The sequence below is a fragment of the Phycisphaerae bacterium genome, assembly GCA_018003015.1.
In the GTDB taxonomy this organism is placed as follows: Bacteria; Planctomycetota; Phycisphaerae; order UBA1845; family PWPN01; genus JAGNEZ01.
Genome location: JAGNEZ010000039.1, coordinates 1 through 21282 on the forward strand (window position 1 = coordinate 1; position 21282 = coordinate 21282).

Below are 21282 nucleotides of genomic sequence, written 5' to 3' on the forward strand. Positions count from 1 at the left end.
CCGCCGCCGGATTCGCCAGCACCAACCTCCCCATCCCCTGGCTCGCCAACAAACGACTGGCCTTTACGTTCGGTTGAAAAACACCAAAATGTTAGTTGGCAGAAGGTCCGTGGGAATCAAGGCTAGTCCACGTGTCTTGGGTCGAATCCGGCCACTTATCCGCGTCACCGAACACACTCCAGTCACAGCGGATGACCGCCGTCCGCCGGGTTTCGAGCTTCTGCTTCGATCACGGCCGGACTCGTGACCTTGATGCAGCGTCAGGACATGCCGTGGCTTTGCATCCAGCCACGAGCCCACGAATGGGGAGGTATGGCGACCAAGACGCCCGAACGGCAAGTGTGGACGGCAACGTCGTTTGGACTACGCCGACACCGAGCCCCCCTCCCCCCCTCGGCCAGAGGGCTCCGGACGATCCTTCGTGTAGACAACAGGAGCCGGCAGACGGCGTAGGGGATCCGCCCCCGCAGAAAGTCAAGTCGAGCGCGCGGCGGGACGGCCCCTGCCCACCCAATGCCTGCCGTCTGCAATCGCGGAAGCATGCCTTGCTGGCCGATGTCGTGAAGCACTTCTGGAAGAAGCTCGACATCCGCGGTGTTCGGCGAGCGGGTTACGGCTACAGGCAGTTCCCGGAAGGAGATCTTGCAGCTGATCAGCTTCAGGCGCATGCCTCGCTCTGACCGACCGGGCTACAGCCATCTCCAAAGAAAAGCCCCGGGATCAGCTCCCGGGGCTCTGGAATTTGCCTCCGCCCAGGCATTCGAGCGGAAGTGACTCACGGCTGGAGGCGACAAGCCGCCCCCGCTACTCACCCGGCCGCGGCTGCGAACTCGCCGCAACCGGTCACCCATCGCCGGCTAGGCAACGAGCTTCCGTGCGATGGTCACGGCTCCGTTGGCGTTATCGCTGTAGCCGTCGGCGCCGACCTCGTTGGCGTAGTCCTGGGTGACAGGAGCGCCGCCGACGATGACCTTGACCTTGTCCCGCAGTCCGGAGGACTTGAGGGCCTCAATCACGGTCTTGATAAATGGCATCGTCGTTGTCAGCAGGGCGGACAGAGCGATGACGTTGACGCTCTTCTCCTTGACCGCGGCGATGAACTTTTCAGCACTGACGTCGACGCCCAGATCGACCACCTCGAACCCGCCGCCCTCGAGCATGGATGCGACCAGGTTCTTGCCGATGTCGTGCAGATCGCCCTTGACCGTGCCGATCGCCACCCGGCCGACAGGCTTAGCCCCGCTCTTGGCCAACAGCGGGCGGATGATCTCCATGGCGTTCTTCATCGCTCGAGCGATCAGAAGGAGTTCGGGCACGAACAGCTCGTTGGCCTCGAACTTAGCGCCGGCTTCGCTCAGAGCGGGGACCATGTGCTTGTACACCAGGTCGCCGGGGGCGATCCCGCCTTCCAGGGCTTCCTTGGTGACGGCCACCACGGTCTTTGCGTCGCCGGCCAACAGGGCATCGTGCAGTTTCTTCAGATCGCTCATTCCTTAAGTCCTCGTCAACAACTCACCGGTCCCACCAGAGGGGGCGATTATACTCCCCGCGGCGTCGGCTCCGCAATGCCGCATGCGGAGGCTACCGCCCGCACCTCCCGAGGAGCCCGGGCGAACATAACATCATCATTCAAGGCAGGTTACGCATTCACCGGTCACTTGCGAACGCTGTCCTTAATGCGCTTGACATGCCCGCGGCCCAGGCCTTTGACTTCGCAGCCCAGTTCGAAGTAGCGACGGATCTTGGCATCGTCCAGGACGCCAAAGCAGTCCACGATAGCGGCCGGACCACCGACCATCCTGAGCACCTCGTCCGCCGACAACTTGAGGTAGGGATCGTGCCGGACCGCGAAAATGACCGCATCGGCCTCCTTGAGCACTTTGGCCAGATCCTGCTCGATCCGGCTCTCTTTGAGGTGCTCCTGATTGCGGAAGAACCGGGCCCAGCTGTGGCCCGGCGCGGGGTAGTCGTCCTGTGACTCCAGCTCCCACCAATGGGAAACGTAGGGATCGTGAATTCCCATCTCGGCGCCCATCTCGGTCAGCTTGCGGACGATGAGCTCACTGCCGCTGTAGCGGGTATCGCCGACATCTTCTCGGTAGGCCGCACCCAGGAGTACGCAGCGCGAGGCGGCGACGTACTTGCCCATATTGCGCAGGGCGTCGCGGACCAGTTCAGCCACGTGCAGAGCTCGGGTGTCGTTGGTGTTGATGGCCGCCTCGGTGATCTTGAAGATATCGTCCTCGAAACCCATGAGGTGGCGATACGCCCACATGCCCAGGCCACCGTCCTTGGGCAGGCAGTATCCGCCGATTCCCGGACCCGGGAAGATGATGTTGTTGTGCGTCGGGCGGACTTTGATCGCATTGACGACCTTGATGAGGTCCACGCCGTTCCGCTCGGCGAAGAGACTCCACTCGTGCAGGAAAGCCAGCATGGTCGCCCGGAAGCTGTTCTCGACGATCTTGGTGGTTTCGCTCTCGAGCGGCCGGTCCATCACGGTCAGCGGGAACTTATCGACGTTGAGCACTTCGGAGAGGAATTTCACCACCCGCTTCCGGCTCTCCTCGTTGACGCCGCTGCAGACCCGCCAGAAGTCGCGGATGCTGCTCACATAGTTGCGGCCAGGCATGACTCGTTCGAAGCTGTGGGCGAGCAGCGGCTCGCTGGTGAGTCCGCGGCGTTCAAAAGCTTTCTTCAGAATCGGATAGGCGACGTACTCGGTCGTTCCCGGCGCTACCGTGGTCTCGATCAGGACCAGGCATTCCGGCGGGATCATCTCCCCGATCGTCGCGAGGCTCTTTTCCAGGGCGGCCATGTCGGCCGAGCCGGTGCGGAGGTTGCCCAGGTCCTTCTTGAGATAGTCGCACTGGACGTCGACCACCACCACGTCCGCCAGCTTCATCACCTCAGGCGTATAGGTGGCGATCAACGTCTTGTTGTCGTTGACGCACCGGGCGATCATCGGGTCGACTTCGGGGTCTTCCGCCTTGACCGGCGAGCAGCCCCGATTGAGTAACTCGATCTTCCAGTAGCTCCGCGTGCTGGGCCGCTGCATGCCGATGACGAACTTGTTATGCTTGCCCGTCTTCTTGTCGCGGCTGTCGGCCACCACCGCGGCCATAACCGCTCCGACGAAGCCGACACCCACGACCACGACGATCTCTCGGCCCTGAACGCGCTGCTCATCGGTGATCTTCTTGAGTCGGGCGAACTCGGCCGGATACTGGTCGCGGCTCGGCAGGACGAACTTCTCGCCTTCGGGACTGATGCTGAACTGCTCGGGCATTTTCATCTCCTTGAAAGGGTACGATGACGGAGGGACAGCGTATGTCGGAGCAACGGAATATGCAACCCGATGCCCAGACGCCAAGCTTGAGAGACGCGGACAACCTCATGGACGGCGAGTCTTGATTCGATCCCCTGGCTTGCCCGTGGCGATCGCGGCCTGGACCGCCCGTTGTCCGGAGAAGGCGTTCAGAACAAAGACTGCACGGTGTCCGGCGTAATCCTGCCGGCGATCAGCGGGCGTTCGATCACCGCCGCCTGGAGTTCGTTGTTCACCTGCCGAGCCCCGGCCAAGACGGCCTCGTCAAAGGTGGCGAAGGCGTCGCTCTCAACCGGCGGAGCCTCGCACGACGCCCGCCACGTTTTGCCCTCGTGGATCAGCGTGATCGGAACGGGAGTGAGGATGGCCAAGCCATTGCCACGCTGCTCGACTTCGATGGTGAGGTTGACGCGAACCGGGGCCATGTTCGTCTTCCGTACCAGTATCCCGCAAGCATCCTTGCTTGCACGCATGGGATCGGCAAAGCGGAGCATCGTGATGTGCGAAAACGCCCGGGAATCGCGACGGTTGCCATGCCCGGGCGGCTATCGGACCCGGTTGGAGAAAGCGGGTCAAGACCGAGGGAAGGTGCGTCCCGGGGCCTCCCATGACTATCGGACGCGAATCGAGGATTCCTCTGCAGGCGGGGCCATAGCTACAGATCCGGACCCGGCCGACCGATTCAGGAGATGGCTTCGCGGAGTTGGAGGGGCCGGCTTGGTGCCTCTTCCACGAAACCCGCCCGGACCAGGAGTCCACACATGGATCACTCAATACTCGATCTGCTCAAACGGTCGGCCGCCATCCCCTCCATGCCTCAGGTGGCGGCACGATTTCTCGAGATCGTCCAGGACCCCGAGTTTGACTACAACGAAGTGGTCGAAGTACTCTCCACCGACCCGGGCACGGCCAGCGAGCTTCTGCGGCTGGCCAACTCACCCTTGTTTGGCGTCACCCGCAAGATCACCTCGCTGACCCAGGCGCTGACTCTTCTCGGCCTCAAGCGGGTGCGTTCACTGGTCCTCGGTCGCTACATCGTGGACAGCATCGAGCGCAAAAACACCGTCACGATCGAAACCTCGTATTATTGGCGTCGTTCGTTGACCAGCGCAGTCCTGTCCGCCCAGTTCGCCGACCCGCTCGAGCCGCAACTTCGAGAGGAAGCCTTCATCTCCGGTTTACTGGCGGATATCGGCGTCGTGGTGCTCGACGAGGCCCTGCCGGACCAGTACCGCCCCATTGCCGAACGCTACCGCCCCCATGGCAGCGTGGACCTCAGTGAGACGGAACTGCAAGCCATCGGAGTCTCGCACGGCCAGGTCTCGGCCATGATTCTCGAGCACTGGCGGTTGCCGGAGGTCGTCTGCCTAGCCGTCCGTGACCACGCGCTGCCGCCCGAGGCTGACGGGAAAACCGCCAAGAACAAGCTCGCCCCCATCGTGGGGGCCGCCGACCGCATCGGCAAGTACCTGTGCGAGACACCCAACCAGGCGGACCAGGTGATTGAGCACTGCAGGCAGAACATGGTCTCGATTGGGCTGGAACCCCTGGTGCTGGGCAAATTGCTGGCGGAAATCGAGCCGCAGATCGCGGACTTCGCATCGGTGCTGAAAATCGACGTCATCAGTTCCAAGGTCTACGCACTCATCGCCCAGAAGCTGCAGGAAGAACTGAACACGGCCGCGACTGCTTGACGAACACGGCGTGCGAGGCCCGAAGGTGCCGAGGCTCGCCCGCTCGCCCTGGCGAGAACGACGAGGGGCTGGGGAAGACTCCCTTGAAAGGCGGACCCGCGCTCGACAGAGGCTTCCAGGGGATATCCGGGAGGTTCCGGTTGACCGGCTGTCCGCACAGGACAGCGAGCCCTATTTACCGCCGACAAGCAGTTCGGCCACTTGGTCGGGCTTGAGGTTCAACGCCCCCGGGGCCTGGCTCGCAGCGGTGCGAAGCTCGAGATTGGGCTCGCCGAAGGCGACCTGGACCAGCCGCTGCAGCATGTCGGCATCGAGGTAGGAGCCGAACTGGCGGATCGAGTCGGCCAGAGCGGCGAAGGCGGCGCTCCGCAGAGCGGGCGTCTGGTCGCTGGCCAGGGCCACGCCGGCAACGGCCTGCTGGGCCTGCTTGCCGTCGAGCTTGCCGAGCACACCGGCCGCGGCAATCCGCAGCGGCTCGGATGGGTGCTTGAGCGTCTCGATCAGGTCCTGACGGGCGGCGCCGGGATCGAACACCGAACTGCGGTTGATGGTCATATCCCGCAGCGCCGCGGCAGCACTCAGAGCCAGGGCAGTGCTTTCCTCGGCGTTCAATTCCTTGAAGCTGTACAGGGGAGCGATCTGGTCGCGCTTGGCCATCAACTGCTTGGCGAAGCCCGGAGCGGGAACACCCTTTTCGGCCACCATGAGCACCCGCCCGACACGACGATCGACGGCCGCGACCTGATCGAGCACCAGGATGTCGCTCTCCTTGGCGTACATGACGATGGGGACCAAAGCAAAGCGGTCATCCGCGGCCAGAAGCCGGATGGCGTCGGTCACGGCCGGAGACTTCACATCGCTGGCCAGGAAGACGCCGTCCAGGTAGGTCAGCTCCTGGTGGGCCTTGGCGAGCAACGGCCCCAGCCTGTCGCCCTTCAACACGGTCACGTCATCGCCGGCCAGCCCGTCGGCCACGGCCTTCAGCGATGCGGCATCCGGATCGACCACCAAGTAGTACTTGTGACCGGTCAGGTGCAGTGCGGAGGCAAGGATAGCGACCACCTGGTCGACGCCGGGGAACGGCTTCTGGGGCCGGACGCGGGCCAGAGCCGAGGCCGCCCGGATGCGTACCAGCAGGTCGGGGAAGTTCAGGCCCGCGGCCAGGGTCACGCCGGTTTCCGGCGCGCTATCCACCATCACGTTCGGCCCGGCCGTCACGTTCAGGGCCGCAATCGCACCGAGCGCGACATCGCGATCGCGGTCCTTGACGGCCCGCTGCAGCACCAAGCGGCAATACTTGGGACCGGCCATGCGCGCGAAGTAGACGCTGCGCGGATAGTCTTTCGGCCGCGTCTGGTCCACGCTCGCGACGGCTTCCTCGGTCTGCACGTCGAAACCCATGCGGGCCTCACGCCGGAAGTTGGCGGCCAGCCACAAGGCCACCACCTCGGGACAATCCTTCCGCTGTTTCAGCGATGCCTCACAGCACCGCATGGACATGATCAGCGGGAACAGGTTGGCCTGAACCTCGATCGGCGTGACCATGTCGCCGTCAACCACCCAGACGTTCACCGGCTCACGAGCCAACTCGACACCCGAGGGCGCCGTCCCCGGCTTGGGTGCTTCCAGGTCTGGCAGAAGCGAATCCAGCTCGGCGTAGTACTGCTCGGCGAGAGCCTGAAACAGATCTGCCACGCTTCCCTTGAGCTGGTCCTTGTCGTCGATGGTCAGACGATCGATCGCCTCCACCGCCGCCTTGCGAACGGCATCGTTGGCCTTCGCATCGGTGGCGATCCGTTTGAGATAGGGAAGGCTCTGCGGGTATCCGACTTTCCCCAGCGTCTCGACGACGACGCGCTGCATGACCGGATGGTCGATGTCCAGAGAAGCCAGCAGCGGATTAAGCGTCCTCTTGCCCAGCCTGGGCAAGGCACGCTCGATGTAGGGGCGGAGGTCTTTCTGAGCGGGGTCAACGAGTGCGGTCAGCAGCCAGGGCACGGCGTACTCGCCGGAGTCCAGCAGCCGCTCGATGGCGGTCTCCTGCTGATTGGGGGTGCCGGCCAGAAGCTTGAGGTTCTCGTTGATCCGGGCCGGATCTCGCCGCAGAGAACGGTGGGCTTGCCGAATGACATCGAGCACCTTGCGTCCGCTCTCCGCGATCGAGGTGTTCCTGATGATCATCAGGAGGGTGTCGATCGCATTCCTGTTCTGATCGGTAAAGGCGATAATCGTCCGGGCCGCCTCGGGAGTCAGCGGTTCAATCTCCGGACTCTTGAGGAAGGCCTCACCATAACTCGCGGCGATGTCGAACTGCCCGATGAGGGCGAAGTGCAGGTACTGCGACAGGTGCTGCTCATAGGTTTGTTCGCCGGCAGGGGACGTTGCCTTCTCGGCCGAGGCGGCCGCTTCGGGCTGCTCCGCGGGAGCCGTAGCGTTGGTCGTGTCGGCGGGCTCGGCGGGCTCGGGCTTTTCGGCGGGCTGGGCCGTTGTCTCTTCCGCCTCGGGCTTGGCAGGTGAGTCCTGGGCAAACGCCGGCCGATCCGCACTCACCACCAGCACGAGGCCCACCCATGCCAGACAGAGAAGCGCCCTGCAACCGGCCTCAAAGCAGCACCGTCCCATCACAACCTCCGATCAGAGAGCATACCGGGCCTGCGGGCAGACCCGGTCCGCGAAACAACCTCCAGGCTGAATGGGATTATAAGAGAAGCCCCCCTTGGGTCAACCGCCGTGGGCCGGCAAGGGGGGACGCCGGAGGTCAGGTCTGAGGAGGGTCGACGGCCGCCGGGATCTCCCAAGGACTCATGATCGACATCATGTCCTTGACACCCAGGGGACGCGGTAGGGCGTAGAGCTCCCCATAGGCGAAGCCGCACCGGAGCCCCTCCGCCCCGGCCGTACTCAGGACGTAGTGCCTGAGCCGCGCCCACCGCTCCCCGTCGAATTGGGACTGGTAGCACCGGATCGACTCCAGTTTCTGCTCCACGGTCGAGGAAATGTCCACCACAAACTGGGCGGGGAAGAGATGAGCCTCGGCCGACGAGGGAATTGGGCGGTAGACCAGATGGTCGATCCGGAAAGGTTCGGTACCCTCAAACCGGTCGTTCCATTTGGTCAGTTGGGCGTAGAAACGAGCCGCCTCGGCAATCAGCTGAGCTTGGTAATGATCCGGTGAGGCGGCGACGGTCCGGCCAGCGATGCCCACCAGCGCCCGTGGCCGATACTGCCGCAGAACCGTTGCCAGGGCATAGCGAGCCGTCGGAACATCCATCAATTCCCGGTTGGTCAGCGGGAGGACTTCAAGCACCTGGGCCCCGAGGACGTCCGCGGCGTTCCTGGCCTCGACCATCCGCTGCTCGACCGAGCCCCGCGGCGTGGGCTCGCCATTGGTCAGGTGAACCATTCCCACGCGGTAGCCCTGCTTGACCAGCAACGCAATGGTGCCCCCGCAGCCGATCTCCAAATCGTCGGGATGCGGGGCGGCAAACACGATATCCAGGCGTTCTGAACGCATGCTCGATTTCCCGCTTGGCGTACGCAAGTCGCCCTCTGACAGACTTTTGCAGCAGCACTTCCGCGTCCGTCACTATAGGGGCACAAGTCCCGGCCAGCAAGATGGCCCCGATCGGCAGGACCGATAAACCGTCAGCCGCCGGGCTTCATTTTGTCCTGACACTTGGCCGATCAAATAGGAATGGAGTGGGCTGGCGGCTTGGGAATGCTCCCTTTGTCAAGGAGAACCGGTGATGTTGCAGGATACCTCGGTCGCGGTCGGTTCGGCGTACCCTTGCAAGCACAGCCTCGGTCGCGCCTGCGCGGCGCTGCTGACTGCCCTGCTGGCGGTGGCTACGGCTGGCTGCCCCGAGCCAACCGCGAATATCCTCATCGACAGCAATGGCAACGCCATCCGAATGGATCAGATCACCCTGATCACGAGTGATACCACGACGACGACCGCCGAGAAACGACAGGCGCTCCGCGACCTGGGAATCACCGACGAGTTGCTCATCGATCTTCTGCTCAAGTGAGAATCGACGCCGACCGCAGACAAAGGAGACTCGGATGCAAGCCAAACGCGAAATCGGGTTGTGCCTTGTTGCCTCAGTCCTACTGGCAACCATGTTGGGCTGCCCCACGACCTCAACGGAGCTCCCGGTCTCCATCACCGCACCGCTCAAACTAGCCCAAGGTCTGATCGGCGATCTTACCGTCGAGGAATGGCTGTTCCTGGCCGAGGCCGGAAGTAGTATTCCTGGATTACCCCCCTTGCCCCCGTTAACAGAGGCTCAGGCCCAAGCGATCGTCACGTTCCTCGATGACAACGGGATTGTGACGCTGACCGATCTCCAAACCAAGATGACTGCGGGAACACTAGTCATCCCCCAGGACTTGATCTCGGTGTTCCTCGGCACGAACTCGGGCAGCTAGGCTCAAACAGTCGCGGGCCAGTGTCGTAGCCTCGCAACCGGGCGAGCGGCTTGGATCCCATACCGCATGTGACAAACGGGAGACAGTGTCTCCCGTCCACGCCCCAACTACACGTCCTGGTCGGTGAGACACGGGATGCGATCACCCACCCCATTCCCCGCCACCGACCGGCGCGTTGCGGCCGGACCGTGCCTCTGCCGGACCGGGCCACAGGATGATGACGCGGGACTCGTCAGGAACGTTCACCGTGGGTGACTTTGACTCGGGCTTGGGGTATCATCCCCCCCAGTATGGCGAACAGGTCGACGAGTCCACGCTTCCGAAACCTCGTCTTCGTCGCGGGCGTTCTGCTCCTGCCGGCCGCCTGTCAGTTCGATGGGCGCCCGACCGATCCTCCTCAGGCGGAAGACATTCCGATTCTGTGGCAAGCAAGTGGTGTTTACTCGCATCTCACCCAACGGATCCGGGTTGTGGCCAGGGATCCGGCGGTTCTTGCGCAATTGCCGCTGACCGAAGTACCGGTTGACTTCGAGACGCAGATGGTCCTGGTCGCCGGTCTTGGTCCTACTGTAACCAACGAGCTAGGCCTTCGCATCGAGCGTGTCTGGCGCGAAGGATCGACGATTAGGACCCAGGAACGTCGGATCCACCCAGGACCCGAGCTGAAGGCCGGTGTGAACCCTGCCAGCCCCTGGACCGTGATCATCATCCCCAGAAGTGACCTCAATGTCGTAGGTTACACCGACTCGGTGCCGAGGGGAGCGGTCGGCGGCTCCGCAGGTGTCGAACGTTCGCCACTTCCTGTGAGGAGGCGTTCGGGGCGATAGCCCCGCCACTTTAAGCGTCCCCATGGCAATCTCGCGTCCAACAACCACGGCCGAACTCCACGAGGCCTTGGGCATGCTTCTGGAGCGCGAAGGGCTATCGGCTGGTGAGGTGCGCGATCATGTTCAAACGCTGGTCCGCTATACGCGACGACGGGGGCTGTCGCTGAATCAATGCATGGTCGCTCGAGAAGGCGGCCGATTAGTGACCAGTTGCCTGTTCATCGATGCTCCGGGGCGCATGTCGACGGTGTTCCTCCCCAGCCGAGCGCGGTTCCTGAAGCCGCCGGAAACGATAGCGCGGTTGCTCCGCCAGACCACGCCGATGGCTCGCGACCGGGGCGTACGGGTCGTGCAGGGCCTGGTGGCACCCGCAGCGGCGATGGAACGGAGCGTCTTCGAACAAGCGGGCTACACGTTTCTGGCGGAGTTGATCTACCTGGAGAGCGACTTGGCCAAACCCGTCCTTACAGACAAGCATCCGCCAATCCTCGAATGGGAGACCTACGAACCCGGGAAACGCCAGAGATTCGGGCAGATACTCCAGGGAACGTACGTGGAAAGCCAGGACTGTGCGAAGCTGACCGGTGTTCGGCCGATCGATGAGATCCTGGACAGCCACTTTGCGGCCGGGGAGTTTGACCCCAACGACTGGCGGATTGGCGTGCTTGACGGCGAACCTGCCGGGATCCTCCTGCTTGCCTATCTTGCCGAACGCGCTGTGTTCGAAGTGGTGTACATGGGTGTCCTGCCGGTCTATCGGAGTCGCGGGGTCGGTACCGGCCTGCTGACGAAGGCGGTGGAGCTGGGCCGCGAGCGCGGGGTAATGACGTTAACTCTCACTGTGGACGCGGTTAATGCGCCGGCGAGGAAGCTGTACGCCGCCTTCGGCTTCCATGAAACATCGCGCCGCGAAGTCTGGATCCAGGTCTTGTGAAGCGGCTCCTCACACAAGGTTCGTGAGGGACGAGAGATAGGATTCGCGCCGATCGGGCCTGGTCGACAGACAACCCCGCCGGGCCGGAAAGAGCCCACAGCCTCCAGATACAGGTAAGACGACTTAGACAACCCGGAGAACAATAAGGTTGCGCGACAACTCACGAGTTATCCACAGTTTCATGAAAAGCGGGTGGAAAACTATTTTTGGGACGGCGCAACTACTGTGGTTTCAAAACGCTGGGTTTTCCACATCGTCGACACGAAGAATTCCTCAAGTTTTTGTGTTGATTCCATGGGGGCGGGTGATAGGTTAGGCCCCAACGAACTGCAGCGAGTGGACGGGTCATCGCAACGCCATCTGTCTGCTGTGTGAACACCTTTACGCCTCAGGGCGCAGGAAGGAGCAAGCGGTGTTCGTTCCGCGTACGGATTTGGTGTCGTCGATTCAGTCAAGGATTGCCGGACGAATCGGGCCGCAGAAGTACAGAATCTGGTTCAAGAACGGCACGCAACTGACGGCGGCGGGCGGCCATCTGAAGGTCAGCACGCCAAACACGTTTATCTGCAACTGGATCGAACGGCACTATGCTGAGGATATCGGGATCGCTGCCCGCGAGGCGGGAGGCCAGGACTTTGAGGTGTCCTTTGTCGTCGATCCCAAGCTGCAGCAGGATCTCAAGAAGCGGCAGCTAAACTCCCAGGCGGAGTTCATCGCTAAGAACCCCGAGCGAGCGGCCAGGGAGCATCGCCTGCAAGGCTTGCAGGCCCCGTCGCGTTCAAGATCGCTGCGTGGCAGGCTCAGCGACCTGGTTGTCGGCCCGGCGAACGAACTGGCCGTTTCGGTCGTACGCCGGATCGTCGATCGGACTGCCGACTACAGCCCGATTTTCGCCCACGGCGGATGCGGCCTGGGCAAGACACACCTGTTGCAGGCCCTGGCCAATGAGTTGACCGACAAGCACCCTGAGGTCCGGTGGGAGTATCTCACCGGCGACGAGTTCACCAACAACTTCGTGCTCGCCGTGCGCTCCAACAAGGTCGACCTGTTCCGACAGCGATATCGCCACCTGGACGTGCTCATCATCGATGACATCCACTTTCTGGCCAACAAGAAGGCCACCCAGGAGGAGTTTCTCCACACCTTCGATGCCATCGACGGGCAACGCAAGACGGTGGTCCTGGCGTCGGACACGCACCCGAAATTGATTGGCCACTTCAGCGAGCAACTGGTCAATCGGTTTCTGGCCGGAATGGTCGTTCGGCTGGAAGTCCCCGATTTCCAGATGCGCTGCGAGATCCTCCGCCGGCGAGTGGCGATCGTGGCCGCGCATCAAGTGCCGGAGGACGTGATTGCCTACATCGCCAACCACATGAAGGCCAACGTGCGTGAACTCGAAGGGGCGTTGCTGAAGCTGGTGATGTTCCACTCCGTGTCACACCAGCCCATCACGCTGGCGCTGGCCCGCCGGGCCCTGGCCGACCACATGGAACGTACCCAACGATCTCTCAGCCTCGACGAGATCGACCAGACCGTCGCGACGTATTTCGGCCTCACCCTGGCAGATTTGCACACGTCGCGCAAGACTCGGACTATTGCCCTTGCCCGCGGGGTGGCGATGCATCTGGCTCGCAAACACACTGACCTCAGCTTCCCGGAGATCGGACGTTTCATGGGCAACAAGAACCACTCGACGGTCATCCTGGCGAACAGGCGAATCGCCAAAGACCTCGAGGAAGACAAGACCGTCACCCGACAGACGTCGGCCGGTGCGAAAGAAGAGCGGTTACGGGAGATCGTCACCCGGCTCGAAGAGCAGCTCGGCCTGGCTTCCCGGGCCAATCGCGAGCCAAATGAAAGCCCGGCGGCGGGCGCGTCCCCCCTGACCACGTCGGCTTATGGATCCTCCTTGATTTCGACATGTCGCCATGAGCCCTCGCCGAGCGGCTTGGGTGACGCCCGCGTTGCGGTGGGATGAGCGAGGGTGCTGGCACGGATCACCCCATTCTGACCGCGGATGGCGCCTACAGCGTCGAGCCTGCTCCACACCGTCGAGTCAACAGGCCTGGCCCTTGGAACGAAAAGACCCCCCCGAGCCCCGCCCAGCCGATCATACCAAGAAGGGGAGGCCCTTGACACCCAGGGCTTGAAGGACGACCACAGGTGAGGTACGTTTCTGCTCCGGGTGCGGCCGCAGATCCAGGCGGCCAGGGTCTTCGCCGCACGTTACTGTCTGCCGCGGCGCGTGCCGTGGTGACGAGTCATTGAAAAGGAGTTCACGATGAAGCTGTTTTCCCGTATCCAGAGACTGGCGATGATGGCGGCCATGGGTTGCGTGTTCGCCTCCGGCGGCTGCCTGCCGGCGCACGCCTGGGCGGAGCTGGGCAACAACGTCGTCAACCAGGTTGTGGCCGCGTTGGTGGCGTTCGGTTTGGCCCAGGCTGGGCTGTAACCTCCCGACAGGAGGATAACCTCCTGAAAGGAGGACACATGCTGCGCGAACATCACGCACCGAAGGCCGGCGTGGCCTGGCTGGTGGCCCTGGCGGCGTTTCCGGTTGCCTCGTCGTTGGCCGCGGCCGGCCAGACCAAGGCCATCGAGCTCAACCCCGCCCAGCTCGTTTCCGATGAGTTCGCCAAGGACACGAGAGCCGCCCAGCCGGACGAACCGATCGCCACGCGAACCGAGGTCCAGAAGACCGAGGCTGCCGAGGAGGCGATCCCGATCGAGATCGGCATCACCTACTACCTGCTCAGCGATTACGTGTGGCGCGGATTCAATCTGTCCGAGCCGGCCCGCGAAGGACGCGAACGGCTCAACCACCAGGTGTCCGTCGAGATCACCTGGGATACCGGCAGCTTCGGCAAAATCGGTTTCGACACCTTCTTCGAATGGTTCGAGGCCCAGAAAGCCCTCAACCCCTTCGGCGGTGGCCAAAACCTGCAGGAAGCCGACTACACCGTCCGGTGGGGTTACGACCTCGAGCCCGTCAAGACGGAGGTGACCCTCGGGTATTCGTTTTACGCCTATCCGAACCTGGCCAGACTGTTGAGGTCGGACGACCGCGTCGGAAACGACAATGACGATCTCTACATGGAATGGTGGCTGAAGCTGGTCCACAATGACGCCTGGATGTGGAAATGGCTGCTGTCCCAGAACGAGGAGCCCGTGCTGACGCCCTCATTCTTCTTAGCCCAGGACGTAGGGGTCGGCTGTGGTGGTGTCTGGTTGGAGTTCGGCATCAGCCACGAGTTCGCCATTCCGGGCATCGACAACCTGACCATCACACCGGGCTACACGCTGGGGGTGGATGGCGGCGTGGTCAAGCGGTACTTGTGGAAGGACAACGCCAACACGTTGCGGCTGGCCTGTCAGCAGTTCGCATTGGACGTGACCTACGACCTCACTGCGGTGCTCAATCTCCCCAAATGGGCAGGGACCCTGAGCGTTTCCGGTCTGCTGTACTTCGCCGACGCCCTGGGGACCGCGGAGCGGTCCGACAGCGTTCACGGCGATATTCAGGACGAGTTCTACGGCGGCATGTCGGTGAACTGGGGCTGGGGCGGCTGATACGGTTTCGGCGATCGCAGGAGAGTGCTGGCCCAAGAGGCGCTCGTTCTGGCAGGAACGGCGCCTCTTTGTGTGCGCTCGGGTATAATACCCCCCTTGACGGCCGGAGAGACGATGACTGGACTTCAAGGTATCTTTCTGGATTTCTACGGGACGCTGGCGTCCGGCGACCGCCAGGCCGTCGAGTCGGTCTGCCAATCGGTGATTGACGATCACGGCCTGGCGATTCGTGCCCCGGAACTCGCGAGCACATGGGGTGACCACTACTTCCGAGCCATTGAGCGCATCGACAGGGGCCCGTTCCGATTGCTGGTCACGATCGAGCGCGACACGCTGATCGACACGCTCGAGCCTTTGGTCGGGCGGATCGACGTCGCTCGCTACATCGACCAGTTCAACGCCTACCTGACGCGTCCCTCGCTGTTCGCGGAGACGCAGGAAGTCCTCTGCTCGTTGCGTCTACCGGTGTGCATCGTGAGCAACATTGACGATCATGAGTTGCGGGCCGCCCTGAACCACCATCAGTTGCCGGTGGCTCATGTTGTGACGTCGGAATCGGCCCGCAGCTACAAGCCCGAGCCGCGCATCTTCCAGCATGCACTCGGATTGACCGGCTGGTCCGCCGATCGCGTCTTGCACGTCGGTGATTCGCTGCACAGCGATGTAGCCGGAGCCCACCGGGCCGGCATTCAGGCGGCCTGGGTCAACCGGGGCGATCGGATCAAAGACATCGGCACGGAGAAACCGGATTTCGCCTGGTACGATCTGCGGCCGCTGCTGCTGATGTGAGCAGGACTCGGTTCTCGGTTTGCGGCGCTCTCCGCCGTGCGAGGCGAATCGAGCGGCCCGCCTCAGAGCCGGAGTCCGCCGACCAGGTCGGTCACTGACGTCAGGCAGTGTTGTCGGAGATAGGCCTCGAGACCGTCCAGGACCTTCAGCGGTGTGGTCGGGTCGATGAACAGGGCGGTGCCGATTCCCACCGCGCTCGCGCCGGCCAGAAGAAACTCCACCGCATCCCGCCAACTGGCGATGCCGCCCATGCCAATGATGGGGATGCCGGCCGGACCAGCGACCTGGCGGTAGACGCGGTGGACGAGGTTCAACGCAAGCGGCTTGATGGCCGGTCCGCTCAGGCCTCCGGTCACGTTGGCAAGAATCGGCCGGCGTGTCTCGATATGGATGGCCATGCCGACGTAAGTGTTGATCATCGATAGACAATCGGCCCCGGCGTCAATCGCGGCGGCGGCGGTACGGGTGATGTCGGTCACGTTGGGAGAGAGCTTGACGATGAGTAACGACCGCTTGACCGAGCTTCGGACGGCCAGCACCAGATCGCGCAGGGCCTCCGGGCAGGTGCCGAAGGTCAGGCCGTCGGCCACGTTGGGGCAACTGACGTTCAGTTCCAGACCGGCGATCTCCGGACGAGCGTCCAACGCCTGGGCGACGGCGACATACTCATCGACGGTGTGGCCGGCCACATTGACCAGGACGGGGACGCCCAGCCGGACCAGGACGGGGAGTTTGTCGGCCAGGAAGCGGTCCAGGCCGACGTTGGCCAGGCCGATCGCGTTCAGCATGCCGGAAGCGGTCTCGACGACGCGCGGGGGGGGGGTCCCTCGCCGGGGGGCCAGCGTCACACTCTTGGTGGTGAATGCCCCGAGTCGGCTCAGGTCCATGAATGGCGCGTACTCGTCGCCGTAGCCGCAAGTGCCGGACAGGGTGACGACCGGGTTACGCAGGGTCAGTGAGCCGAGATGAGTGGTGAGATCAACGGCCGTCATCGGTTTCTCCGAAGACATGGCCCCAAGGATCGGGAAAGGGCGGTTGGCTGTCAAGACAAGTCCGGGGGCGCTGACGAACGGCGTCTGTCCGGGTATAGTCTGCCTTTGCAGTATCTTGGGAGACCGCAACGGTGGAGCTGGACCTTCAGCGTTTCTACAACATCAACCGCAGGATCGTGATGTGGATCGTCTTCTTCGCGATGCTGCTGCTGCTCCGTGATTTCTTTGCCCTGGTCTTCATGGCCTTCATCTTCGGTTTCGTGATGCGCAAGGTGGCCAAGTTCCTGGTGAACACGACCCGCCTTCCCTACTGGGCGGCCGTCGTCTTCCCCTACTTGGGAACCGTAGCCCTGCTTGTCTTGCTCCTGCTCACGGCCATCCCCCGGCTTGTGGACGAAGGAGCCCAGTTCTCTCGGCGTGTTCCAAGGTTGTTCGAGACGTTGGCGGATGAGGTCAAGAAGGCCGCGCCCCGCTACGGCATGGAGCAGGCCTTGATCAAGTACGTGGGCGCCGATCGGACCCAGGGGACGTCCTCCGATTCTGGAGAGCACGAAACCGGCGATTCCGCCTCCTCTCCGTCCACGATCGACAAGGTGGACAAGCGGGTCCTGGCAGACAAGCTCCAGAACCTGCTGGTCAGCCTCATCCCCAGCGCCACGCGAGCCCAGGGTACTGCCTCGCCGGGCGACATGCTGAGGCAGTTCGTGACAGGTGTCTGGACCGGCACGTTGAGCTTCCTGCTGGCGATCCTGCTGTCATTCCTGATCGTGCTGGACTTTGACCGCATCGGGCACGAACTGCGCAACTGGCGGGAGACGCCAGTAGGACGATTCTTCCACGAGGCCACGGCCAGCGTCGTTGAGTTCTCCGGGGTCGTGGGCACGGCCTTTCAATGCCAAATGCTCGTGGCCCTGTTCAATGCGACCGTGACCTGCCTGGGTCTTTTCGCGCTTCAGATCCAGCCCTTGCTCCTGCTGACCACGATCGTCTTTCTGTTCGGGCTGATCCCCGTCCTGGGGGTTTTTATCTCTTCGGTGCCGATCATCCTGATCGCCTTCAACAATGAGGGCATTTCATGGGCGCTACTTGCCCTGGGGATGATCGTCATCGTGCACTTGCTCGAAGCCTATGTTTTCAACCCGCGGATCTACGCCGCGCGGTTCCATCTCAACCCGGTCATCGTGATCATCATTCTGCTCGTAGCCGAGAAGCTGTTCGGCGTGTGGGGCATGCTGCTGGGTATCCCGGTCACGCACTATGTACTGAACGTCGCCCAGATGCCCTCGACACCCCGCAAGCGGCGCGGTGAACGAGCGGAAACAGGGTAGACGGAATCCCGTCAAAAGAACAAGGGCGTCCCGATTGTTCGGAACGCCCTTGCATGGCTTTGAGTCACCAACGGTCGGGTTACTTCTTGGCTTTCTTCTTCGCGACTTTCTTCTTCGCGACTTTCTTCTTCGCGACCTTCTTCTTGGCGACTTTCTTCTTCGCGGCTTTCTTCTTAGCCATGACACGTTCTCCTACAAAACGAAACCTACCATCCCGCGTGACGCAAACGGGATTCACGTGCAAATTAACGAGCGATCAGCGCCGAGTCAACAACTTTTTTCCCCTACGGGCAACTTTTTTGACTTCAGCGTCGCGTTCATCCTCATTCGTGAGCGTGCGTATGACCACCAAGGGCACATTCACGACACTTGGATTCTCAAAGATCGGCATTTCATCCGTCGATCTTTACACGACATGGCGGTCGGCACCTTTCATCTCGCCGGTCGCGAACGCATGATGGACCGCTTCGACGCCAGGCACATCAGCCAGTTCGGCGAGCAGCAGGCGATGTGTGTGGTGACGATCGCAGCATTGGATGCGTATCGCTTCGAGTCCGTTCTCCTTCTCGATCAGCCATGCGCGATCGGGAACACCAAACTCATCGAGGATGCGTAGCAGACGAAGCCGTGTCTTGCCATCCGCGGGGTCATAGACCACGCGGCAGTGCTGATAGTGGCATGCTCCGAGCAGAAAACGCTCCAAGACGGTCACTCCGCGGAGCATGGCGACCACGATCAACGTCAGAAACAGGCCACCGACGGCATAACCCGTGCCGATGAGTACGCCGATGGCCGACACGGTCCAGATGGTCGCCCCGGTGGTCAATCCGACGACGGTTCCATGCTCCCGAATGATGGCTCCGGCTCCGAGGAAGCCGATTCCAGTCACGATCTGGGCGGCGATTCGCCCCCTGTCGGCCGCTGAACCGGAAGCCATGAGGATTGACGCGAGGGTGAAGATCGTGCTGCCCACACAGATCAGGGAGACCGTGCGCAACCCGGCGGGCTTGTTCTTCGATTCACGTTCGAAGCCGACGATCACCCCGCACACAATGGCAACCAGGATAAGGACCGTGTCGTCCCAGGGCGGGGTAAGCACCCGATGGAGGTCGAACAGGTAGGGTCTGATCGCGTTCATAGGGCCTCTCAATCATCTTTCGGGTGACGGACGAGCCGGCTGACTCTGGGCGGGCCCACCGGACACCGCCTGCTCGATACGCTTGTCCGTTTCCTCGCTGACCTGACGCTGCATCTTCTGAACGTCGCGGAGCAAGGTCACTGCCTCCTGGAAGCCCTCCCACTTGACCATGCTGGCGAGGATGTTCTTCATTTCGGTCAGCACCGCCTGCAACGCAAGGCGGGCGGCCTGCTGAGAATCCTCCGTCCACGTCCTGGCCATTGTCTCCAGGCGGTCGGCAGCGAGGGGCATCTTCTCGCGATGGAGAACCTCCATGGGGGCCACGATACGCCGCCCGAGCCGTTCTTCGACCTCCGGTGTCGCCAGCTGGTTGATCCGCCATTCGGAGAGCACCTGTTCAAACTGGCCTCGCAGCGCGTTCGCCCTGGCCCCGTAATCGCGCTGCCGACGAGCCATCTGCAGCCAGACCTGGGCTTTGGCCGCATCGCGATCCCGACGGTCATCCACCGAGACGGCACCCAGCCATTCGTTGAGCAATTCTTCCTCGGTGCGAACCAGCCGCTCGAAGTCCTGGCGGTACTCCTGCTCGCGGCGACTGAGTTCGGCCAACACCTCTTCAGGACTGACCAAGCGGAGGGTCACCGAGGGCGATTGGCCGACATGAGGACCGGTGATATCGTCGGCATCGTGAGCCTCCGCGTGCAGAACCACGCGGTCGCCTTCCTTGAAACCATGTGCGGTTGGAGACCAGATCAGGTCGGCCTGGAATCGTCGCGGTCCGGGCTCAAAGCCAGGAATCGACTGGGGCGGGAGGGAGCCGACCTGCTCCGCGGCTCCGCAGACCAGTGACACCGCGGCCAGGCCGTAGTCGTCGGAGAAATCGGTGTCGATCGGCAACCTGGCGGCTGGGGTCACCATCTCCCCGACGCCCTTGATCTGCATTTTCACTCTGGGCGACCGATCGGCGACCAGTCTGACCGAGATCTGCACGGGGCGAACGCGCTCGCTCTCGTTGCTCAATCCATCGCCATCCACGAGCCGGAAATGGTAGACGGCGCTCTCCGTGGGCCGTTCGACCGCGATGAAGGCATCGGCCGCCGCTCGCTGGGCCGGCCTGACCTCAACGGATTGGCCTGCACCCGTGTCGCGCATGAGCATGGCCTCACGCACCGGCCGGTTGGCTCTGATCCGCACTTGGACGACGCTGCCCTTCAGCACCTCGGCGACGGTCTGACCCGCCCGCAGATCGTACGCCTCCATTCGGGTGTACGCGGGGGGGGTGACGTTCAGGTTCACGTCCACGACCTGAGGGCGATCCACGACCTCGATGGTGAACCACTCGGTCTGAGCGTCGCCGCCATGAACCTGGCAGCGGAGCGTCTCGGCAAGCCGCTCGAAGGTGTGGAGGAACTGATCGCCCGGTGACTCCGGCGTGTCCGCTCGAAGGGCATCGGCCGGTCCGCTGGCGGGGACACCGCCGCGTGAGGCAGGCATCTGTTCCCGACCGATCTGGCCACTGGTGCTTTCATAGCGAATGAACACCTGCATCGGCGGTTCGAACCCGGGATCGACGGTCGCCGTGATGGTAGCATCCTCACCGCGCGGCACACGCAAAACGCCGTCGGTGAGGCCCTGGATCGTCAGCCTGTTCCTTTGCGGCCACTCCACATCGCGTAGCAAGACATTCCGCTGAAACCACATCGCCATGGTTGGGCGGGCAGCCAGACACAGACCGGCCAACACCACAAGGCAGCCCAGGCCCAGGCTCAGGTTGCGCTGAGCGCGGGCATGAGCCAAACCCCGGTGGTAGCTCAGTTGGGCAGTGGCCTCTTCGGCCTGCCGGATCACCGCCTGGATCATGGCGGACGAACGTTTGACGTCTGTCCGCGGTGGGGATGCGGGGTCCGTGAACTCGACGGCGGTGATCAATCGACTTTGAAGCTGGGGATACCATTGCTCCAGCAGCAGGGCCAGACCGGTGAGGGGGATCGGGACCCGCATCGGATGGATCACGAGCCGCGACACGATGAGAATCAGCACTGCCGACAGGCTGGCCAGCTGGACCGTACGCATGTCCCGGCCCAGATGGAACGTCCGGTCCATGAGCAGGGTGAGGAGAACCGCGCCAAGCAGAACCACACCCAGCCACATGAACCCGTCGATCACCAGATACAGGCGCAGCCGTCGCCCCAGACCGCGCAGGTGGCTGAGAACACCCCGATCGAAATCTGTGGGTCTACTTTCGCCGGGCATA

General features: G+C 62.8%; 17 protein-coding genes. 9 read left to right on the forward strand and 8 right to left on the reverse strand.

Annotated elements, in window-relative coordinates:
- Positions 1 to 857: 857 nt before the first annotated feature.
- The 3 genes from KA354_16265 to KA354_16275 all read right to left on the reverse strand — a co-directional run bounded on the left by KA354_16265 (position 858) and on the right by KA354_16275 (position 3753).
- On the reverse strand, positions 858 to 1490 hold the full coding sequence (locus KA354_16265; GenBank protein ID MBP7936197.1) for a corrinoid protein: 633 nt from the start codon (positions 1488 to 1490) through the stop codon (positions 858 to 860).
- A gap of 164 nt (positions 1491 to 1654) precedes the next feature.
- Entirely contained in the window at positions 1655 to 3295 is a 1641-nt protein-coding gene (locus KA354_16270) for a GDP-mannose dehydrogenase (GenBank protein ID MBP7936198.1), read from the reverse strand.
- Between the two features lie 182 nt (positions 3296 to 3477).
- Positions 3478 to 3753, reverse strand: a complete 276-nt coding sequence (locus KA354_16275) for a hypothetical protein (GenBank protein MBP7936199.1) — start codon at positions 3751 to 3753, stop codon at positions 3478 to 3480.
- A gap of 336 nt (positions 3754 to 4089) precedes the next feature.
- On the opposite strand from KA354_16275, the gene KA354_16280 reads away from it, so the two are divergent.
- Positions 4090 to 5022, forward strand: a complete 933-nt coding sequence (locus KA354_16280; GenBank protein MBP7936200.1) for an HDOD domain-containing protein — start codon at positions 4090 to 4092, stop codon at positions 5020 to 5022.
- Positions 5023 to 5193: 171 nt separating this feature from the next.
- Here the strand turns inward: KA354_16280 and KA354_16285 are convergent, their stop codons facing one another.
- Both KA354_16285 and KA354_16290 read right to left on the reverse strand, forming a co-directional pair.
- Positions 5194 to 7644 carry a HEAT repeat domain-containing protein gene (locus KA354_16285; protein ID MBP7936201.1) on the reverse strand — a complete coding sequence of 817 codons (2451 nt, stop codon included), beginning with the start codon at positions 7642 to 7644 and terminating at the stop codon, positions 5194 to 5196.
- A gap of 136 nt (positions 7645 to 7780) precedes the next feature.
- Positions 7781 to 8536, reverse strand: coding sequence for a PIG-L family deacetylase (locus KA354_16290; GenBank protein MBP7936202.1), 756 nt, complete (start codon positions 8534 to 8536; stop codon positions 7781 to 7783).
- A gap of 232 nt (positions 8537 to 8768) precedes the next feature.
- Between KA354_16290 and KA354_16295 the strand changes: the two genes are divergently transcribed.
- The 7 genes from KA354_16295 to KA354_16325 all read left to right on the forward strand — a co-directional run bounded on the left by KA354_16295 (position 8769) and on the right by KA354_16325 (position 15570).
- A complete protein-coding gene (locus KA354_16295) occupies positions 8769 to 9050 on the forward strand; it encodes a hypothetical protein (GenBank protein ID MBP7936203.1) in 282 nt (93 codons plus the stop codon).
- Positions 9051 to 9084: 34 nt separating this feature from the next.
- A complete protein-coding gene (locus KA354_16300) occupies positions 9085 to 9450 on the forward strand; it encodes a hypothetical protein (protein MBP7936204.1) in 366 nt (121 codons plus the stop codon).
- Between the two features lie 849 nt (positions 9451 to 10299).
- Positions 10300 to 11211, forward strand: a complete 912-nt coding sequence (locus KA354_16305) for a GNAT family N-acetyltransferase (GenBank protein ID MBP7936205.1) — start codon at positions 10300 to 10302, stop codon at positions 11209 to 11211.
- Between the two features lie 412 nt (positions 11212 to 11623).
- Positions 11624 to 13189 carry a chromosomal replication initiator protein DnaA gene (gene dnaA, locus KA354_16310; protein ID MBP7936206.1) on the forward strand — a complete coding sequence of 522 codons (1566 nt, stop codon included), beginning with the start codon at positions 11624 to 11626 and terminating at the stop codon, positions 13187 to 13189.
- 303 nt (positions 13190 to 13492) lie between these two features.
- Positions 13493 to 13663, forward strand: coding sequence for a hypothetical protein (locus tag KA354_16315; GenBank protein MBP7936207.1), 171 nt, complete (start codon positions 13493 to 13495; stop codon positions 13661 to 13663).
- Positions 13664 to 13701: 38 nt separating this feature from the next.
- On the forward strand, positions 13702 to 14781 hold the full coding sequence (locus KA354_16320) for a hypothetical protein (GenBank protein MBP7936208.1): 1080 nt from the start codon (positions 13702 to 13704) through the stop codon (positions 14779 to 14781).
- 114 nt (positions 14782 to 14895) lie between these two features.
- Entirely contained in the window at positions 14896 to 15570 is a 675-nt protein-coding gene (locus KA354_16325) for an HAD family hydrolase (protein MBP7936209.1), read from the forward strand.
- Between the two features lie 62 nt (positions 15571 to 15632).
- Here KA354_16325 and KA354_16330 read toward each other — a convergent pair whose 3' ends face one another.
- Positions 15633 to 16562 (reverse strand): dihydroorotate dehydrogenase, encoded by a 930-nt coding sequence (locus tag KA354_16330; protein ID MBP7936210.1) that lies wholly within the window; start codon positions 16560 to 16562, stop codon positions 15633 to 15635.
- 131 nt (positions 16563 to 16693) lie between these two features.
- On the opposite strand from KA354_16330, the gene KA354_16335 reads away from it, so the two are divergent.
- Positions 16694 to 17890 carry an AI-2E family transporter gene (locus tag KA354_16335; GenBank protein MBP7936211.1) on the forward strand — a complete coding sequence of 399 codons (1197 nt, stop codon included), beginning with the start codon at positions 16694 to 16696 and terminating at the stop codon, positions 17888 to 17890.
- A 406-nt stretch (positions 17891 to 18296) separates the two neighbouring features.
- On the opposite strand, the gene KA354_16340 is transcribed toward KA354_16335, so the two are convergent.
- Both KA354_16340 and KA354_16345 read right to left on the reverse strand, forming a co-directional pair.
- Positions 18297 to 19028: an MgtC/SapB family protein gene (locus tag KA354_16340; GenBank protein MBP7936212.1), complete on the reverse strand. Its 732-nt coding sequence runs from the start codon at positions 19026 to 19028 to the stop codon at positions 18297 to 18299.
- A gap of 12 nt (positions 19029 to 19040) precedes the next feature.
- On the reverse strand, positions 19041 to 21281 hold the full coding sequence (locus KA354_16345; protein MBP7936213.1) for a hypothetical protein: 2241 nt from the start codon (positions 21279 to 21281) through the stop codon (positions 19041 to 19043).
- Between the last annotated feature and the right edge of the window lies 1 nt (position 21282).

Excerpts from the sequence above, each read along its gene's own strand:
- KA354_16275 (MBP7936199.1), bottom strand. The coding sequence starts at position 3,753 with ATGGCCCCGGTTCGCGTCAACCTCACCATCGAAGTCGAGCAGCGTGGC.
- KA354_16325 (MBP7936209.1), top strand. The coding sequence starts at position 14,896 with ATGACTGGACTTCAAGGTATCTTTCTGGATTTCTACGGGACGCTGGCG.
- KA354_16340 (MBP7936212.1), bottom strand. The coding sequence starts at position 19,028 with ATGAACGCGATCAGACCCTACCTGTTCGACCTCCATCGGGTGCTTACC.
- KA354_16330 (MBP7936210.1), bottom strand. The coding sequence starts at position 16,562 with ATGACGGCCGTTGATCTCACCACTCATCTCGGCTCACTGACCCTGCGT.
- KA354_16290 (MBP7936202.1), bottom strand. The coding sequence starts at position 8,536 with ATGCGTTCAGAACGCCTGGATATCGTGTTTGCCGCCCCGCATCCCGAC.
- KA354_16265 (MBP7936197.1), bottom strand. The coding sequence starts at position 1,490 with ATGAGCGATCTGAAGAAACTGCACGATGCCCTGTTGGCCGGCGACGCA.
- KA354_16285 (MBP7936201.1), bottom strand. The coding sequence starts at position 7,644 with ATGGGACGGTGCTGCTTTGAGGCCGGTTGCAGGGCGCTTCTCTGTCTG.
- KA354_16280 (MBP7936200.1), top strand. The coding sequence starts at position 4,090 with ATGGATCACTCAATACTCGATCTGCTCAAACGGTCGGCCGCCATCCCC.
- KA354_16315 (MBP7936207.1), top strand. The coding sequence starts at position 13,493 with ATGAAGCTGTTTTCCCGTATCCAGAGACTGGCGATGATGGCGGCCATG.
- KA354_16305 (MBP7936205.1), top strand. The coding sequence starts at position 10,300 with ATGGCAATCTCGCGTCCAACAACCACGGCCGAACTCCACGAGGCCTTG.
- KA354_16270 (MBP7936198.1), bottom strand. The coding sequence starts at position 3,295 with ATGAAAATGCCCGAGCAGTTCAGCATCAGTCCCGAAGGCGAGAAGTTC.
- KA354_16300 (MBP7936204.1), top strand. The coding sequence starts at position 9,085 with ATGCAAGCCAAACGCGAAATCGGGTTGTGCCTTGTTGCCTCAGTCCTA.
- KA354_16320 (MBP7936208.1), top strand. The coding sequence starts at position 13,702 with ATGCTGCGCGAACATCACGCACCGAAGGCCGGCGTGGCCTGGCTGGTG.
- KA354_16295 (MBP7936203.1), top strand. The coding sequence starts at position 8,769 with ATGTTGCAGGATACCTCGGTCGCGGTCGGTTCGGCGTACCCTTGCAAG.
- KA354_16345 (MBP7936213.1), bottom strand. The coding sequence starts at position 21,281 with ATGCCCGGCGAAAGTAGACCCACAGATTTCGATCGGGGTGTTCTCAGC.